This is a genomic window from Streptantibioticus silvisoli, from assembly GCF_027947535.2.
Classification (GTDB): Bacteria; Actinomycetota; Actinomycetes; order Streptomycetales; family Streptomycetaceae; genus Streptantibioticus_C; species Streptantibioticus_C silvisoli.
In genome coordinates, this window is the sequence record NZ_JAAGKO020000005.1 from 233,102 (window position 1) to 247,993 (window position 14,892).

The following is a 14,892-nucleotide window of genomic DNA, read 5'->3' on the forward strand; positions in this document are numbered from 1 at the left end:
CTACTTGCCGGTCCAGGCCCACTGGGCGGGGTGGAAGTCGGCCAGCGAGTCCTGCGAGAAGCCGCCGAGTCCGTTCTTGACGACCGAGATCTGGTAGTCGGGCTCCGGGAGCCAGATGACGGGCAGGTCCTTGGCGAGCGCCGCGCTGTAGTCCTGCACGGCCCGCATCGAGGTCGACGTCGTCGAGGCGTTGATCAGCTTGTCGACCTGCGGGTCGGAGTAGCTGCCGAAGTTCGACCCGCCCTTGGTCTGGAACAGCGAGTCACCGGTGGGGAAGGCGGAGAAGTACCAGCTGCCGGCGGTGCCGAAGAACGACAGTTGCCACTTGCAGACCGACTGGCCGGCGGTGCACTGCGGGGTCTGCGACAGCACCGAGTTGACGGGCGCGGTCCTGATGGAGAACCCGATGCCGGTCTTGGCCAGCGAGGACTGGATGACGCTCATCATGTTGTCGGTCACCGTGGAGCCGGACTGCGACAGCACCTGCATCTGGAACCTGGTGCCCTTCGCGACGCCCGCCCCGCACTGCGACGACGACGTGCCGGGCTTCACGCAGACCATGGTGCCGCCCTGCTCGCTCCAGCCGTGGCCGGTCAGCAGCGCCTTCGCCCTGGCGGTGGAGAACGGGTACGGGTTGGCCTTCTGCACCGGCGAGACGAAGTCGGAGCTCTGCGCCTGCGGGACCGGTCCGTAGCCGGGGACAGCGGTGCCGTTGAAGATGACCTTCGCCAGCCCGGCCTGGTCGATGGAGGTCTGCACGGCCTGGCGGGCGTACAGCTGCTTGAAGACGGCACCCATCGCCGGGTTGTTGAAGTTGTACGGCATGTACGTGATCGCCCAGCCGGTCCACGGCTTGACCGTGTAGCCCTGCCGGGTGAACGACGCCTTCTGGTCCAGGTCGGTGGCGTTGATGTACCCGTAGTCGACCTGCCCGGCGCGCAGGGCGTTCTCCTCGGCGTCCGTCGTGGTGAACGGCAGGAGGTTGACGGTCGCGATGTGCGCCTTCTCGCCGCCGTCGTACTTCTTGTCGGCGGCCAGTACGACCTTGCCGGACGTGGAGAAGGACTTGATCGTGTAGGGACCGCTGACGGTCTTCCACAGCGGGTCGGTCGCGTACCGGGAGATGTTCTTGGCGGCCGTGTTCAGGTACGTCCACACCGCCTTGGCGCCCGCGGTGGTCTCGTCCGCGTCGGAGACCGCGGCGGTGGCACCGGTGCGGTCCCAGGCGTGCTGCGGCAGCGGGGTGATCAGGCTCAGCTCGTTCGCCAGCATCCACTGGTCGTTGTAGGCGTGGTCGAAGGTGAGGGTGAAGTGCCGGGCGTCGACGGCCTTGAACGACGTCCAGTTGTCGGGTGCCTTGCCGGCGCTGTAGGGGGCCCACTGCGCCTTGTCCGCCTTGACCAGGTCGAACCAGAACCGCACGTCGCGCGTGGTGATCGGCGTGCCGTCGCTCCAGTGCCGGTCGCCCAGCGTCACCTCGACGCTCTTGCCGTTCGGGGCGAAGTCGGCCGCGGTGGCTATCGACGCCTTCTTGTCCCAGCCGATCCCGCCGGAGGAACCGTCGTAGGCGACCAGCGGCTCCCACAGGGCGGCGGCGATGGAGATGTTGTTGGTGTTGAGGTGGGCCGCGGTGCCGATCGGCAGGATCCAGTTCGGCGTGAAGTTGGCCGGCAGCGCGTAGTTGACCGAGTCGGACGACGCGGACGGCGAACCGGTCGATCCGCTGCAACCGGCGAGCAGGGCGCCCACCGAGACGGCGGCGCCCGCAAAGAGCGCCCATCGGCGGAGTTCCGCCGGGCGGCCAGGGAACATGAATCCTCCTCGGGGTGGGCGATCCGTCCCGTCCCGGGCTGAAACGGGTGGGGTTCACGGGAGCGGCGGCTGGCGGAATCAGTCAACGGCCTCACGGTCCGAAAAAACAAACGATGATCTGTAACAAGTAAGTATCTGCTGTTCCGACAAAAGTCCGGAGGTTCCGTTCCCGGCCCCCGGAACACCGCTCACCTGCTGATCACCGGCCGCTCCCGGCCGTCCCCTCCGCGCTCCGGTGGCGCTTCCGCCCCGGCGGATGCGGGCGTACGCTCGTCGCCACCACCCCCGGCACGGAAGTTAGTTCACCCATGTCTGACATAAGTGCCCCGCAGCGCGGCGGCGCCCGGAGCGCGCCCTCCCTCGCGGCCCGCGTCCTGGAACTCATCGCCTCCGGGCAGGCGATGTCGCGCACCGAACTGGCCGAGCGACTGGACGCCGCGCCGTCGACGATCTCGCTCACCGTCAGCCAGCTCGTCGAACGCGGACTCGTCGCGGAGCACGGCACGCGTGCCTCGACCGGCGGCCGGCCCCGCAAGGTGCTGCGGCTCGGCGGCACCGACGAGTTCGCGGTGGCCGCCGACCTCGGCGGCCGGCACGCCAGGGTCGGCGTCGTGCTGCCCGGCGGCGGACTGGCCGACGTCTCCACCGTGCCGTTCGCCATCGCCGACGGCCCCGAGGCGTCGCTGTCCCGGCTCGCGGAGACCCTGGAGCACCTGGCGGAGCAGCGCGGCCGCGCCCGGTTGCGCGGCGTCGGACTCGCGCTGCCCGGACCGGTCGACGTCGGCTCCGGCGCCGTCACCCTGCCCTCCCGGATGCCCGGCTGGAACAAGTTCCCGGTCGGCGCCTGGCTGCGCGAACGCTTCGGCGTCCCGGCGGCGCTGGAGAACGACGCCAACTGCATGGCGCTCGGCGAGCACACCACCCACCCCGGCGAGCGGCGGCAGTCGATCACCGTGAAGATCGGCTCCGCCATCGGCGCCGGCGTCATCGCCGACGGAAAGCTCTACCGCGGCGCCACCGGCGCGGCCGGCGACATCACCCACGTCCGCATCGACGCCGCCGGCCACATCCCCTGCTCGTGCGGCAACACCGGCTGCCTGGAGACCGTCGCCTCCGGCGCCGCGCTCGTCCGCGTGCTGCGCGAGGGCGGCGCCGACGTGCACAGCGTGGAGGACGTCGTCCGCCTCGCCTCCGACGCCGACCCGCAGGCCACCCGCGCCGTCCGCCGGGCCGGCGGCTACCTCGGTCAGGTGCTCGCCGCCAACGTCAACTTCTTCAACCCCGACGCCGTCTACCTCGGCGGCATCCTGTCGACCCTCGAACCGCTGGTCGCCGCCGTCCGCAGCCGGCTCTACGAGGACTGCCACCCCCTGGTCACCGAGCACCTGACCATCGAACGCGCGAGCCTGGGCCCCGACGCGGGCCTGTTCGGCGCCGGCCAGCTCGCCCTCCAGCACGCCGTGACCCACGCGCTGCGCAACGCCCCCCTCAACACCGCCGCCCCCACCGCCCGCTGACCGGGACGCGCCGACCGCGTCCCGCCGCCGGCGCCCGCGGCGAACCGTCGGCCACCGCACCGCCGAGCACCACACCACCGGCCGCCGCACCACCGAACGCCGCATCCGCCCCCGCGTCCGCGCCCACGACCACCGCACGAGGAGCCATGTCCCAACCGCGTACCGCCGTCGCCCTCCCCGTCATCGCGATCGCCGGGCTCGGCATCGAGTCCTCGACCTTCTCCCCGGCCCGCACCGGCGCCGCCGCCTTCCACCCCTCGCGCGGCGCCGAGGTGCTGGAGCGCTACCCGTTCCTCGCCCCCGGGGCACCGCTGCGGACCGCCGCCGACTGGCGCGGCGCCCTGGTCGGCAAGTCGCTGCCCGGCGGGATGGTCACCGCCGCCGCGTTCGCCGAGCTGTCCGGCGAACTGCTCGACCGGCTCGCCGCCCTGCCCCGCCTCGACGGCCTGTGGTACGACATCCACGGCGCCATGACCGTCGAAGGCATCGACGACGCCGAAGCCCTGCTGCTCGCCCGGATCCGCGAGACCGTCGGACCGGACGTCATCGTCTCCACCTCCATGGACCTGCACGGCAACGTCTCGCGCGAACTGGCGCACCGCAGCGACCTGATCACCTGCTACCGGCTGGCCCCGCACGAGGACCACATGGAGACCAAGGAACGCGCCGCGCGCAACCTCGTCGACCTCCTCGTCTCCGGCGCGCCCCGGCCGCTGAAGGCCTGGATCCCGGTGCCGGTGCTGCTGGCCGGCGAACAGACCTCGACGCGCATCGAGCCGGCCAGGAGCGTCTACGCGGCCGTCCACGAGGTGGAAGCGGTGGACGGGGTCACCGACGCCGCGATCTGGGTCGGGTACGCCTGGGCCGACGAACCGCGCAACCGCGCCGCGGTCGTCGTCACCGGGTCGTCGCGCGCCGCCGTCACCGCCGGCGCCGAACGGCTGGCCGGCGCCTTCTGGGACAGCCGGCGCGCGTTCGCCTTCGTCGCCCCGACCGGATCGCTCGACGGCTGCCTCGACGACGCGCTGGCCTCCGGCGCGCGGCCCTACTTCGTCAGCGACACCGGCGACAACCCGACGGCCGGCGGCGCCGGCGACGTCACCTGGGGGCTCCAACGGGTCCTCGCCCGGCCGGAGTTCCAGGACCCGGCCGGCCCGACCGTCATCTACGCCTCGGTGCCGGGCCCCGAAGCCGTCGCCACCGCCGTGCGGGCCGGCGTCGGCGCGACCGTCACCGTCACGGCCGGCGCCGAGGTCGACGACACCCACGCCGGACCGCTCACCATGACCGGCACCGTGCACGCGATCAAGCACGGCGACCGCGACGCCGGCACCGAGGTCGTCCTGCGGATCGGCAGCGTGTACGCGATCGTCACCAAGCTGCGCAAGCCGTACCACCACGAGCACGACTTCACCGACCTGTCGCTCGACCCGCGCGGCGCCGACCTGGTGATCGTCAAGATCGGCTACCTCGAACCGGAGCTGTTCGACATGGCCGCCGACTGGAAGCTCGCCCTCACCCCCGGCGGCGTCGACCAGGACCTCCCGCGGCTCGGCCACCGCCGCATCCGCCGCCCGATGTTCCCCTACGACGCCGCCATGCCCGACCCGGACCTGACCGCCCGGCTCATCGCCCCCTCCGACGAACCGCTCACCGGGGACGACGAGTGAGCCGCGGTGCGCACGCCCGGCCGCTCGCCCTGGAGATCGCCGTGACCAGCGCGGCCGGCGCCCGCACCGCGCGGGACGGCGGAGCGGACCGCGTCGAGCTGTGCTCCGCCCTGGAACTCGGCGGCGTGACCGCGTCGGCCGCGCTCGTCGAGGCGGTGTCGGCCGTCGGACCGCCGGTGCAGGCGCTGGTGCGCTGCCGGCCCGGCGACTTCGTCTACGACGCCGACGAGGTGGCGCTCATGGCCGCCGAGGTCCGGTCCGTCATCGCCTGCGGCGCGGCCGGGGTCGTCGTCGGCGCGCTCACCGCGGGCGGCACGCTCGACACCGCGGCGATGCGCCGGTTCGCCGACGCCGCGCACACCGCCGGGGCCGCCGCCGGCCGCCGGGTGGAGGTCACCCTGCACCGGGCGGTCGACCAGGCCGCCGACCCCGTCGGCACGGCCGCGCTCGCGTCGTCCCTCGGCCTGACCCGGGTGCTCACCTCCGGCGGCGCCGTCACCGCCGCCGACGGCCTCGCCACGCTGGCCGCGATGGCCGCCGCCGCTCCCGGGCTGGAGGTGATGGCCGGCGCCGGAGTACGGCCCCGCGACATCGCCCGGCTCGCCGCCGCCGGCGCCGGCGCGGTGCACCTGTCCGCCAAACGCCCCGCCCCCGCCCGGCGCGGCGGCCGGTGGATCCCGATGGGCGCCGCCGGCTCCACGGCCGCCGCCGACACCCACTTCGTCACCTGCCCCGACACCGTCGCCCGAGCCCGCGCCGCCGCCGACGCCGTACGCCACGCGGCACGGGAGGCGGACGGCGCGGCTGGGGAGTGACGAGGGGGGCGTGCGGGGGAGTGCGCGGGCCCGGAGCGTGCGGGGGAGTACCGGGCCGTGCGGGGGCGTGCCTGGCCCGGCGTGCGGTCGCGTCGCCGTGGGCGGTCCGGCGAACGGCCGCGGGTCCGCTACGGCTTTACGATTCCCGCGTCGTGGGCGATCAGGCCGGCCTGGGTGCGGTTGTCGCACCCGAGCTTGTCCAGCGTCCGCGACACGTACCCCTTCACCGTGGCCTCCGACAGGTACAGGCGTGCCGCGATCCGCGCGTTGGACAGGCCCTCGCCGAGACCGGTGAGCACCTCGGTCTCCCGCTCGGTCAGCGAGGCGACCAGTTCGCGGGCGCGGTCGCGGGCCGAGATGCCGTCGGTGGACGCCGCGACCAGCCGGCGGGCGGCGGCCGGCGACAGCACGGTGTGCCCCTGGGCGGCCACCCGTACGAGGCCGATCAGCTCCTCCGGCGGTGTGGACTTGACCAGGAACCCCGCCGCGCCGGCCCGCAGCGCGCGCAGGACGTACTGGTCGGCGTCGAAGGTGGTCAGCACCACGACGGCCGGCGGATCGGGGAAGGCGTTGACCCGCTCGATCGCGGCGATCCCGTCCATCCCTGGCATCCGCAGGTCCATCAGCACCACGTCCGGCCGGCTGCGGGCGATCGCCTCGACAGCGGCCGCCCCGTCGTGCGCCTCGTCGACCACCTCGATGTCGTCGGCGGAGCCCAGGATCGTCCGCAGGAACACGCACACCATCGGCTCGTCGTCCACGACCACCACCCGGACCACGGCTCACCCCACCGGTTCGGCGGTCGGCACGTACGCCGGCAGCGTGGCCTCGACGCTGAACCCGCCGTCCGGCGCGGGCCCGGCGCTCAGCGTGCCGTGCACGACGTCGATGCGCTGCCGCAAGGTGGCCAGTCCCAGCCCGGAGCCGGTGCCGACCAGGGCGCTGCTGGGCGTGCCGGTCGCCGCGGTGTTGCGGACCGTGAGCCGTACCCGCGTCTCGTCGTAGGCGACCCGTACGGTCACCCGCGCCCCGGGAGCGTGCTTGCGCACGTTGGTCAGCGCCTCGCGCACCACCCGGTACGCGGTGCGCCCGACGAGCGGTGAGACGAGCGAGCGGTCACCCTCCTCGGTGAGGTCGACCGGGGTGCCCACCGCCGCCGACTCGGCGACCAGGGTGGCGAAGTCGGCCACCGACGGCATCTGGTCGCCCTCGGGCGCGGTGCGCAGGATGCCGACCAGGTCCCGCAGCTCGTCCAGCGCCTGGCAGCCGGCCGCCCGCAGGTCCTCGGCCGCCTTGCGGGTCGCCTCGTCGTTCGCCGTCATCCGCAGCGCCCCGGCCTGAAGCACCATCAGGCTCACCCGGTGGGTGACCACGTCGTGCATCTCGCCGGCCAGCCGGGCCCGTTCCTCGGCGCGGGCCCGCTCGGCCAGCAGGTGGCGCTCGCGCTCGGCCCGTTCCGCCCGTTCGGTCAGCGCCAGCACCAGCCGGTTGCGGGCGTCGAAGTACAGCGCCAGCAACGGTCCGACGGTGGTGCGCAGCAGGCCGACCATGATGATGGTGGACGACGGTTCCCAGGCCCGGACCACGATGACGGTGAAGACGACGAGCGTGACGAACGCGGTGCGCCGGTTGCAGCGGTAGAAGATCGGCCCGTACGCGGCCAGCGCCGTGGCGAACGGCGCCCAGACGTTGCCGCTGTGCGCCGGGGTCAGCAGGTGCAGCGGCGAGATCAGCAGCGACACCGCCAGCGTGAAGCCGCCCAGGACGGCGACCACCGTCAGCGGCGCGTGCCGCCGGGCGGCCAGCGAGAGGCAGGCGGCGGCCTGCACGCCCAGCACGACCCAGGCGAGGGTGTCGGGGTGCGCCGGCCACCACGAGGTGCGCATCAGCGTCATCCCGGTGTCGAACAGTGCGAAGAAGACCGCGATCGCCACATCAAGGGCGAGCCGGTGCCGGTGGTGCCACGGTCGGTCAGCCATGCCGCACACGCTAGGGCATCCCCGGGCCCATCAGGCCGGACGGCCGACGTCCGGCCCACCGCGACCCTACGAAAGTCGTACGCCGGGCCGGCCGGCGGGCCTTTCGTCGCTCCGGGACCCGACGGCCCGCTCTTCCGCCGCTGCCCGGACCGCGCGTGCAATGGGCCCATGAATCACCTCAGCGCGACCCCCGGACCGGGCCGCTCCGCGACCGCCCCCGGGACCCCGGCCCGTACCGGCGGAGTCCGGCCCCCCGAACCGCCCACCCCGTCCGCGCCGACCGCCCGGACCGCCTGCGGCACCGCGCGCCACGCCCGCCCGGCCGGTTCCACCGCCCGCGCCCGCGCCGCCCGTGCTCGCGCTGCCCGGCGCCGCATCGCCCGGCACCGCACCGGCACCGGCGTGACCGCGCCCCGCGCGGTGGCCGGCCGGCGCCTCGGCGGGACGGCGCGGGCCACGGGCGGACGACGGTGAGCGGGGAGCCCGCGGTCGTCGTGGCGGACCTGCGCAAGAGCTACGGCCCGGTGCGGGCGGTGCGCGGGGTCGGCTTCCGGGTCGCGCGCGGCGAGATCTTCGCGCTGCTCGGGCCGAACGGCGCCGGAAAATCCACCACCCTGGAGATCCTGGAGGGGTTCCGGGCACGGGACGCCGGCCGGGCCGAGGTGCTCGGCCTCGACCCCGGTGACCGGGGCGCCGCCCGTGAACTGCGCGAACGCATCGGCCTGGTGCTCCAGGACATCGCCGTGGAGCCGTACCTGACGGTCCGCGAGACGGTCACCCGGGACGCCGGCTACTACCGGGCGCCGCGCGACGTCGACGAGGTGATCGGCCTGGTCGGCCTGACCGGTCAGGAACGCCGGAAGGTGCGGACGCTGTCCGGCGGCCAGAAGCGGCGGCTGGACCTGGCGCTGGGCGTGGTCGGCGACCCGGAGCTGCTCTTCCTCGACGAGCCGACGACCGGGTTCGACCCGAACGCGCGCCGCGGCGCCTGGCGGCTGGTGCGCGAGCTGCGCGACACCGGCACCACGGTGCTGCTCACCACGCACTCCATGCAGGAGGCCCAGGCGCTGGCCGACCGGGTGGCCGTGCTGGCCGGCGGCCGGATCGTGGCCGAGGGCACCCCGGACGACCTGGGCGGCCGCGACACCGCCGGCGCCCGGATCCGCTTCGCCCTGCCGCCCGGGTGCGCCGCCGCCGACCTGCCGGTCGCCGCCGAGGTGCGCGGCGCCCAGGTCACCGTACGGACCGCCGAACCCACCGGCACGCTGCACCGGCTCACCGGCTGGGCCCTGCAACGCGGCACCGCCCTCGTCGGCCTCACCGTGGAGCGGCCCACCCTGGAGGACGTCTACCTGGACCTGACCGGCCCCGACACCGCGCACGACACCCCGCGCGGGACCCCACCCGACACCGCGCACGAGACCGCCGAAGGAGGCGCCCGATGAACCCCGTGACCCGCCGGCCACCGCGCCGCCGCGACCTGGCGATGCTGTGGCACCAGGTCCGCTACGAGCAGTTGACCTTCTGGCGCAATCCGCAGAGCGCGTTCTTCACCTTCGTCTTCCCGGTCGTGGTCATCGCGATCTTCGGCGTGATGTTCCACGGCGGAACGCCCAGCCCGTACTTCTACGGGCTGTCGGCGCTGGGCTACTACGTGGCCACCATCGCCGCGGTGTCCGTCCTGGGCGCCTGCTACAGCCAGTTGGCGATCGTCGTGGCGTCGCGGCGGCAGAACGGCATCCTCAAGCGGGTGCGGGCGACACCGCTGCCGTCCTGGATCTACTTCCTGGGACTGCTGGCGCACTGCGTCATGGTCGGCGTCGTGGACGTGCTGCTCATCCTCGGCGTGGGCCGGCTGTTCGGCGTGCCGTTCCCCGGCGTCGCGCGCTGGCCCGCGATCGCGGTGACCCTCGTGCTGGGGGCGACCGCCTTCTGCGCCCTGGGCGTGGCCGTGGCGTCGCTGATCCGCAACGCGGAGGCCGCGCCGGCCGTCGTGCAGTTCGTCCTGTTCCCGCTGGTCTTCCTGTCCGGCACCTACCTGCCGATCCACTCCGGCGCGGTCGTCACGGTCGCCGGCGCGCTGCCGGTCCGGCCGTTCAACGAGGCGCTGCTCGGCGCCCTGACCCGCTCCGGCGGATTCGCGTGGCACGACCTGGCGGTGCTGGCCGCCTGGGGTGCCGCGGGCGCGGTCGTGGCGGTCCGCCGCTTCCGCTGGGACCCCCGCCCGGAGTGAGCGGCGGCCCGACGGCCGGCGACCGGCCCGCCCGGCGACCGACCACCGGCAACCGGCGACCGGTCACCGGTGCACAGGCGCCCGCGTCCGCGTCCCGCCGTGCTTCGCAGGACCCCGCGTCCCGCTGCGCGTCAGGGGAGGAGGACGATCTTGCCGCGGGTGTGGCGCTGTTCGAGTTCGGCGTAGGCGTCGCGGACCCGGTCGAGGGGGTAGGTGGCGGCGATCGGGATCTCGATGTCGCCGGAGGCCGCCAGCGCGGCCATCTCGGCCAGCACGCCGGTGTCGCTGGCGTCCACGCTGCCCTCGGCCCTGGTGCCCAGCTCGGCCGCCTCCGCGAACGAGATGATCGTCTCGATCCGGTCGCGCGGCACCCCGAGGTCGACCGCCAGCCGCAGGTACTGCGGGCCGAACAGGTCGATGAACGCGTCGATGCCCTGCGGCGCGGCGGCCTTGAGGCGTTCGGCGAGACCGTCGCCGTAGGCCACCGGGACGGCGCCGTGCTCGGCGAGCCAGCCGTGGTTGGACGGCGAGGCGATGCCGACGACCGTCACGCCCCGGGTCCGCAGCAACTGCGTGACGACGCTGCCCACCCCGCCGGCCGCCGCCGACACCACGACGGTGTCGCCCTTGCCCGCACCCACCGCCCGCACCGCCGCGTAGGCCGTGCAGCCGACGACGTACAGGCTGCCGGCCACCTCCCAGCCGAGCCCCGGCGGCTTGGCGATGAGCTGGGAGACCGGGACGGCGGCGTACTCGGCCTGGCTGGAACGCCGCACGGACCAGCCGAGCACCTCGTCGCCGGCCGCGAACCGCGTGACCCCGTCGCCGACCGCGCTCACCACCCCGGCCAGGTCGCTGCCCTGCCCGGAGGGGAAGGTGGCCGGGAACATCTCGCGCATCGCGCCCTGCCGGACGGCCGCCTCACCCGGGTTGATCCCCGCCGCCTCGACCCGCACCACGACCTCGCCGGCGGCCGGCCGCGGCACCTCCACGTCCTCGACGTACAGCACGTCGCGGTCGCCGTACTCGTCGAACCGCACCGCTCGGGCCACGGGACTCTCCTCACGCAGGCATTCAGCAGACGGACCTTCGGTATGACTACGTGATCGTATGAACGCCCGGCGGGATGCGCGCCGGTCCCACTCCGGTACGTCCCCCGGTCGGGCGACCGCCGCGGGCACCGGCGCACCGACCCCGTGGCCGGCGGCGCGGCCCCCGGCGCGGCCGGTGCGTCAGCAGGCGGCGCGCAGCCGGCGCAGCGCCCGGGCGGCGGGCGAACCGGGGTCGGCGGTGATGAAGACGACCTGCTGGTCGTCGTCGGGGACGGTGAGCACGTCGCAGTTCAGCCGCAGCGGGCCGGCCTCGGGGTGGGTCAGCGTCTTCGTGCGGTGGCCGGGGGCGTGCACCGGGTCGGCGTCCCAGAGCGCGACGAACTCCTCGCTGCCGGCCCGCAGTTGGGCCAGCAGGCCGGCGAGCCGCGCGTCGTGGGGGTAGCGGACCGCCGCGCCGCGCAGCCGGGCCACCACGATGCGGGCGTACTCCTCGGAGCCGGAGGTCCTACGGGGCTCCCCGGTGTGCAGGAAGTACCGGCGGGCCATGTTCGGCTCGGTGTCGACGTCGCCCAGCAGGGCCTCCGCGAGCGGATTCCAGCCGATCACGTCGTAGCAGGCGTTGGTGACGATCGCCCCGGCCTCCGGCATCCGGCGCAGCAGGTCGGCGACGTAGGGGCGGACCTGGCGTGCCGGGCCGGCCGGCGGGGTCGGGCTGGCGCCGGCCAGCCGGAACAGGTGGGTCCGCTCGGCGGCGGTCAGCCGGAGCGCGCCGGCGAGGGCGTCGAGGACGCGCGGCGACGGGCGCGGACCCCTGGCCTGTTCCAGCCGCGCGTAGTAGTCGACGGACATGGTGGCCAGGCCGGCGACCTCCTCGCGGCGCAGGCCGGGGGTGCGGCGGCGCGGTTCGGCGGGCAGCCCCAGGTCGCGGGGGCGCAGGCGCTCGCGCCGGTCACGCAGGAAACGGGCCAGCTCCGGCCTCGCCATGTGACTCCTTCCGGGTGCCAGGGATCGGTTGTGCCTGGATGGTTCGATCCGGCTGCGGCATCGTCGGCGGTATGAACGGTGGGACGAACACCGAGACGAACACTGAGGTGACAGCGGTATGAACAGCGACATGAACGATGGTCCGAACAGTGATGTCAACGATGGCACAGCACTGGTCACCGGTGCCAACAAGGGCATCGGCAAGGAGATCGCGCGGCAGCTGGCCGACGCCGGTCTCACGGTGTACGTCGGCTCGCGCGACGCGGAACGGGGACGGCGCGCCGTCGAGGAGATCGGCGGCGGCGCCCGGCTGCTCGTCCTCGACGTGACCGACGGGCGGAGCGTCGACGCGGCGGCCCGGCAGGTCGGGGAGCTGGACATCCTGGTCAACAACGCCGGCGTCATGGTCGGCGGCGGTACGGCGCCCGAGTCGGACATCGACAGCTTCCGCGCGACGTACGAGACGAACGTCTTCGGCGTCCTCGCGGTCACCAACGCCTTCCTGCCCGCACTGCGCCGGTCCGCGCGGCCCCGGATCGTGAACATCTCCAGCGGAACGGGATCGCTGACGTGGAGCACCGGCCCGGACGCGCAGTTCCCCACGGTGGGCTCCGGCGCCGCCTACCGGTCGTCGAAGGCGGCGCTGAACGCGCTGACCGTCTTCTACGCGCACGCGCTGGCCGGCGACGGGTTCAAGGTCAACGCGCTCGCGCCCGGCCTGCGGGCGACCGACCTCAACGCCTGCGCCGCCGCCAGCGACGGTGATCCGGCCGAGGCCGCGGCGGGAGCCGTCCGGCTGGCCCTGCTGCCCGACGACGGCCCCACCGGCGGGTTCCACTCCTGGGACGGCACCCCGGCCCCCTGGTGAACCGGCCCCCGCCCGGCCCGCCGGTCACCGGTGGCGTTGCCATACGTCGCACGCCGCGTGCGTCGGAGCGCGTCGGCCGGCGGCGGTGACCCGGGGGCGTCGGGCCGGGCGGCAGGCGGGTGTGTCGGGCATCCGCCGTGCGGACGGTCCGCCCGGAGGTGTGGCCTGGCGGGCCTGCGGCGGCCACCGCGTCGGCCGGGCCCGATCCCGCGGTGCGTGGCCCGTCCGCCGTGCCGCCGTCGACCGCTCACCCGGCCGGCGGCACCGGTTCCGGCAGCACCGGCTCGCGCGGGTCGCCGTCGTCGAGGCCGTTCCCGGACGCGGCGTCGGCCGGGGCGGGGGCGGGGCGCAGGACGAGGGCGGCGGCCACCCCGGCCAGCAGCCACGCGGCGGCGACGTAGGGGAAGCTGTCGTACGGGGGCCGGGGCGCCGGGTGGACGTTGGCGTACAGCACGTAGCCGATGAACAGCAACCCGGCGACGGGGATGGGCAGTTCGGCCGGCCGGGCGCGGCGCGGACCGGACAGGAAGAGGTACTTCACGGCGCCGACCAGCGTGAAGGCGTAGGCGAGCAGGAGCACCAGGGAGCCGATGGTGGCGCTCCAGAAGAAGATGTCGGTGGCGCTGGGGGTGGCGAACACGCGGGCGCCGGCCAGGCCGACGGCGACCGCGGCCAGCACGGTGGCCAGCGCCCGGGCCGGCACGCCGTCGGGACCGCGGACGTCGCCCAGCCGCGGGGAGATGAATCCGTCGCGTCCCATGGCGAACAGCAGCCGGGAGGCGCTGACGGCGCAGGCCAGCGCCGAGCCGAAGGCGCCCACCGCGGCGCACGCGGTGACCAGGTGGCCGACGCCCGGTGAGATGTACGCGCCGGCCAGGTCCCCGACCAGGGAGGACGAGTGCGTGAAGCGTGCGAGGCCGGCCGCGTCGGTGCCGTAGCCCAGGGTCTCGGCGGTGGTGACGAAGACGAAGAAGCCGCCTGCCAGCAGCACGGTCCCGGTCAGGGCGCGCGGGATCGCCCGTTCGGGGTCGCGGGTCTCCTCGCCCAGCGTCGACGCCGCCTCGAAACCGGCGAAGGACAGGAAGCCGAACGTCACGGCGGAGAACAGTGCGGGGGCCGCCGCGTGCGGTGAGGCCAGGGCGGACAGCGCCAGCCGCTGGTGGCCCGGTGCGCCGCCGGTAGCGACCTTGACGAGGACGACGGCGGCGACCGCGGTGAACAGCCCCATCGTGGCGAACTCCAGGGCCAGCAGGGCCCGGGTGGCCGCCCGTGCCGGGCGCGACGCCAGCCGGCTGATCCCGGCGAACGCCACCGTCGCGGGCACCAGCCAGTTGACGCCGGGCCACACCCCGGTCCCGCGCAGGAAGTCGCTGAGGAACACCGCTGACCCGGCGGTCGTGGTGACCGCGAAGGCCAGGTAGGTGCCCAGCAGCAGCCAGCCCGCCACGAAGCCGGCGCGGCGGCCGAAGACCGCGCCGATCCACCCGTACAGCGACCCGGCGTGCGACATGTGCTGCGACATGCGGATGAAGCCGTGCGCCACCAGCAGCACGCCCACGGTCGACAGCAGGAACACCAGCGGCACCCCGGCGCCCACCCGGGCGGCCGGCTCCTGCGGGTTGAGGTTGGAGGCCATGCTCGGGCCGAGCAGCGCCACCGACAGGCCCACCGCGCCCCAGGTCGACAGATTGCGCCGCAGGCGGTGGCCCGCCTCGGCCGGCTCGGGCTTGCTCATACGGCTCCTTCTCCCGGCCGCTCCCGGACGCCCGCGGCGGCACTTCCCGGCCGCTCCCGGCGGTCACGCCCCCGCCGCCGACCGCCGGTCAGCGAACGCCGACCGCCGCGTGGCCTCGCCCCGACCGCCCGCGGCCCGCCGTCGGACGGCCTTCCGCACGGCACGGCCCGCCGACCATAGCGGGAATTTAGCGCTTATCCGACAGGGCGCACCGGTGGCACCTGCGC

Annotated in this window: 12 protein-coding genes; 6 read left to right on the top strand and 6 right to left on the bottom strand. The window is 74.6% G+C overall.

Annotated features, from left to right (window positions below; genetic code table 11):
- Positions 1 to 1,812, bottom strand: a complete 1,812-nt coding sequence (locus tag POF43_RS06135) for a peptide ABC transporter substrate-binding protein (protein ID WP_271312605.1) — start codon at positions 1,810 to 1,812, stop codon at positions 1 to 3.
- Between the two features lie 308 nt (positions 1,813 to 2,120).
- Here POF43_RS06135 and POF43_RS06140 point away from each other — a divergent pair, with 308 nt between their 5' ends.
- The 3 genes from POF43_RS06140 to POF43_RS06150 all read left to right on the top strand — a co-directional run bounded on the left by POF43_RS06140 (position 2,121) and on the right by POF43_RS06150 (position 5,814).
- Entirely contained in the window at positions 2,121 to 3,329 is a 1,209-nt protein-coding gene (locus tag POF43_RS06140) for an ROK family transcriptional regulator (RefSeq protein WP_271322584.1), read from the top strand.
- A 146-nt stretch (positions 3,330 to 3,475) separates the two neighbouring features.
- Positions 3,476 to 4,999: a M81 family metallopeptidase gene (locus tag POF43_RS06145; RefSeq protein ID WP_271324033.1), complete on the top strand. Its 1,524-nt coding sequence runs from the start codon at positions 3,476 to 3,478 to the stop codon at positions 4,997 to 4,999.
- Positions 4,996 to 5,814, top strand: a complete 819-nt coding sequence (locus POF43_RS06150) for a copper homeostasis protein CutC (protein ID WP_271324032.1) — start codon at positions 4,996 to 4,998, stop codon at positions 5,812 to 5,814. Before POF43_RS06145 ends, POF43_RS06150 begins: the two co-directional genes overlap by 4 nt.
- Positions 5,815 to 5,942: 128 nt before the next feature.
- On the opposite strand, the gene POF43_RS06155 is transcribed toward POF43_RS06150, so the two are convergent.
- On the bottom strand, positions 5,943 to 6,593 hold the full coding sequence (locus tag POF43_RS06155; RefSeq protein ID WP_271316496.1) for a response regulator: 651 nt from the start codon (positions 6,591 to 6,593) through the stop codon (positions 5,943 to 5,945).
- Between the two features lie 3 nt (positions 6,594 to 6,596).
- Positions 6,597 to 7,793 carry a sensor histidine kinase gene (locus tag POF43_RS06160; RefSeq protein WP_271316497.1) on the bottom strand — a complete coding sequence of 399 codons (1,197 nt, stop codon included), beginning with the start codon at positions 7,791 to 7,793 and terminating at the stop codon, positions 6,597 to 6,599.
- A 470-nt stretch (positions 7,794 to 8,263) separates the two neighbouring features.
- On the opposite strand from POF43_RS06160, the gene POF43_RS06165 reads away from it, so the two are divergent.
- Both POF43_RS06165 and POF43_RS06170 read left to right on the top strand, forming a co-directional pair.
- Positions 8,264 to 9,238: an ABC transporter ATP-binding protein gene (locus POF43_RS06165; RefSeq protein WP_271324031.1), complete on the top strand. Its 975-nt coding sequence runs from the start codon at positions 8,264 to 8,266 to the stop codon at positions 9,236 to 9,238.
- Positions 9,235 to 10,026: an ABC transporter permease gene (locus tag POF43_RS06170; protein WP_271324030.1), complete on the top strand. Its 792-nt coding sequence runs from the start codon at positions 9,235 to 9,237 to the stop codon at positions 10,024 to 10,026. The genes POF43_RS06165 and POF43_RS06170 overlap by 4 nt, the downstream gene beginning before the upstream one ends.
- A 131-nt stretch (positions 10,027 to 10,157) precedes the next feature.
- Here the strand turns inward: POF43_RS06170 and POF43_RS06175 are convergent, their stop codons facing one another.
- Together POF43_RS06175 and POF43_RS06180 are read right to left on the bottom strand one after the other, a co-directional pair.
- Positions 10,158 to 11,078: an NADP-dependent oxidoreductase gene (locus POF43_RS06175; RefSeq protein WP_271324029.1), complete on the bottom strand. Its 921-nt coding sequence runs from the start codon at positions 11,076 to 11,078 to the stop codon at positions 10,158 to 10,160.
- A gap of 180 nt (positions 11,079 to 11,258) precedes the next feature.
- Positions 11,259 to 12,062, bottom strand: coding sequence for a helix-turn-helix transcriptional regulator (locus POF43_RS06180; protein ID WP_271324028.1), 804 nt, complete (start codon positions 12,060 to 12,062; stop codon positions 11,259 to 11,261).
- A gap of 130 nt (positions 12,063 to 12,192) precedes the next feature.
- Between POF43_RS06180 and POF43_RS06185 the strand changes: the two genes are divergently transcribed.
- Positions 12,193 to 12,930, top strand: a complete 738-nt coding sequence (locus POF43_RS06185; protein ID WP_271324027.1) for an SDR family oxidoreductase — start codon at positions 12,193 to 12,195, stop codon at positions 12,928 to 12,930.
- A 247-nt stretch (positions 12,931 to 13,177) separates the two neighbouring features.
- Here the strand turns inward: POF43_RS06185 and POF43_RS06190 are convergent, their stop codons facing one another.
- The gene (locus POF43_RS06190; protein ID WP_271324223.1) at positions 13,178 to 14,665 is read right to left on the bottom strand and encodes an APC family permease; all 1,488 of its coding nucleotides are present in this window, start codon (positions 14,663 to 14,665) and stop codon (positions 13,178 to 13,180) included.
- Positions 14,666 to 14,892 lie beyond the last annotated feature (227 nt).

Coding starts and splice junctions, on each gene's coding strand:
- POF43_RS06135 (WP_271312605.1), bottom strand. CDS start 1,812: ATGTTCCCTGGCCGCCCGGCGGAACTCCGCCGATGGGCGCTCTTTGCG.
- POF43_RS06140 (WP_271322584.1), top strand. CDS start 2,121: ATGTCTGACATAAGTGCCCCGCAGCGCGGCGGCGCCCGGAGCGCGCCC.
- POF43_RS06145 (WP_271324033.1), top strand. CDS start 3,476: ATGTCCCAACCGCGTACCGCCGTCGCCCTCCCCGTCATCGCGATCGCC.
- POF43_RS06160 (WP_271316497.1), bottom strand. CDS start 7,793: ATGGCTGACCGACCGTGGCACCACCGGCACCGGCTCGCCCTTGATGTG.
- POF43_RS06170 (WP_271324030.1), top strand. CDS start 9,235: ATGAACCCCGTGACCCGCCGGCCACCGCGCCGCCGCGACCTGGCGATG.
- POF43_RS06180 (WP_271324028.1), bottom strand. CDS start 12,062: ATGGCGAGGCCGGAGCTGGCCCGTTTCCTGCGTGACCGGCGCGAGCGC.
- POF43_RS06185 (WP_271324027.1), top strand. CDS start 12,193: ATGAACGATGGTCCGAACAGTGATGTCAACGATGGCACAGCACTGGTC.
- POF43_RS06190 (WP_271324223.1), bottom strand. CDS start 14,665: ATGAGCAAGCCCGAGCCGGCCGAGGCGGGCCACCGCCTGCGGCGCAAT.